This is a genomic window from Streptomyces alkaliphilus (assembly GCF_014141535.1).
GTDB lineage: Bacteria > Actinomycetota > Actinomycetes > Streptomycetales > Streptomycetaceae > Streptomyces > Streptomyces alkaliphilus.
In genome coordinates this window covers 1-1,679 of the sequence record NZ_VKHT01001049.1, presented here as the reverse complement: position 1 = coordinate 1,679, position 1,679 = coordinate 1, and the positions used below count along the sequence as shown (strand labels likewise).

The window sequence follows — 1,679 nt, the reverse complement described above, 5'->3', positions numbered from 1 at the left end:
GAGCCGGGGGCCTCCTCGCTCTACCAATCGGTGCCCTTCCGCCAGGACACCTCCTATCTGGCCATCGGTGAGCGCACCAACGCCAACGGCTCCAAGAAGTTCCGCGAGGCCATGCTGGAGGGCCGTTGGGACGACTGCGTCGAGATCGCCCGCGACCAGATCCGCGAGGGCGCCCACCTGCTCGACCTGTGCGTGGACTACGTCGGCCGCGACGGCGTCGCCGACATGTCCGAGCTCGCCGGTCGGCTGGCCACCTCCTCCACGCTGCCGATCGTCCTGGACTCCACCGAGCCGGAGGTCATCCGCGCCGGCCTGGAGCGTCTGGGCGGACGCGCGGTGATCAACTCGGTGAACTTCGAGGACGGCGACGGCCCCGGGTCCAGGTTCGCCCGCGTCACCGGCCTGGCCGCCGAGCACGGTGCCGCCCTCATGGCCCTCACCATCGACGAGGAGGGCCAGGCCCGCACCGTCGAGAAGAAGATCGCCATCGCCGAACGCCTCATCGCGGAACTGACCGGCCGGTGGGGCATCGACGAGTCCGACATCATCATCGACTGTCTGACCTTCACCATCTGCACCGGCCAGGAGGAGTCCCGCAAGGACGGTGTGGCCACCATCGAGGCCATTCGCGAGCTCAAGCGCCGGCATCCGAACGTCCAGACCACCCTGGGGCTGTCCAACATCTCCTTCGGTCTCAACCCCGCCGCCCGCACCGTTTTGAACTCCGTCTTCCTCGACGAGTGCGTGAAAGCCGGCCTGGACTCGGCGATCGTGCACGCCGCGAAGATCCTGCCCATCGCGCGACTGGACCCCGAGCACGTCCAGGTCGCCCTGGACCTGATCCACGACCGCCGCACGGAGGACTACGACCCGCTGGCCCGCCTGCTGGAATTGTTCGAGGGCGTGGACAGCAGGGCGATGAAGGCCGGTCGGGCCGAGGAACTGGCCGCGCTGCCCCTGGAGGAGCGGCTGCGCCGCCGCATCGTGGACGGCGAGCGGAACGGCCTGGAGGCCGACCTGGACGAGGCGCTGCGCGAGCGCCCCGCCCTGGCCATCGTCAACGACACCCTGCTGGCCGGGATGAAGACCGTCGGTGAACTGTTCGGCGCCGGCCGGATGCAGTTGCCGTTCGTGCTCCAGTCCGCCGAGGTGATGAAGACCGCCGTAGCCCACCTCGAACCGCACATGGAGAAGGTCGAGGACGCCGACGGGAACTCCGGCAAGGGCACCATCGTGCTGGCCACCGTGCGCGGCGACGTGCACGACATCGGCAAGAACCTGGTCGACATCATCCTGTCCAACAACGGATACAACGTCGTCAACCTCGGCATCAAGCAGCCGGTCTCCGCGATCCTGGAGGCCGCCGAGGAACACCGCGCGGACGTGATCGGCATGTCCGGCCTGTTGGTGAAGTCCACGGTGATCATGAAGGAGAACCTGGAGGAGCTGAACAAACGGGGCATGGCCGCCGACTACCCCGTCATCCTCGGGGGCGCGGCCCTGACCCGCGCCTACGTCGAGCAGGATCTGCACGACATCTACGAGGGCGAGGTGCGCTACGCCCGTGACGCCTTCGAGGGCCTGCGCCTGATGGACGCCCTGATCGGCGTCAAGCGCGGGGTGCCCGGCGCCGTGCTGCCGGAACTCAGGCGCCGACGGGTCGCCCCCCGCCCCACCAC

1 protein-coding gene is annotated in these 1,679 nt (G+C 68.8%); it reads left to right on the top strand.

Annotated elements, in window-relative coordinates; translation table 11 throughout:
• On the top strand, positions 1-1,679 hold a 1,679-nt coding region (locus tag FNQ90_RS22280), incomplete at both ends, for a dihydropteroate synthase (protein ID WP_182607987.1).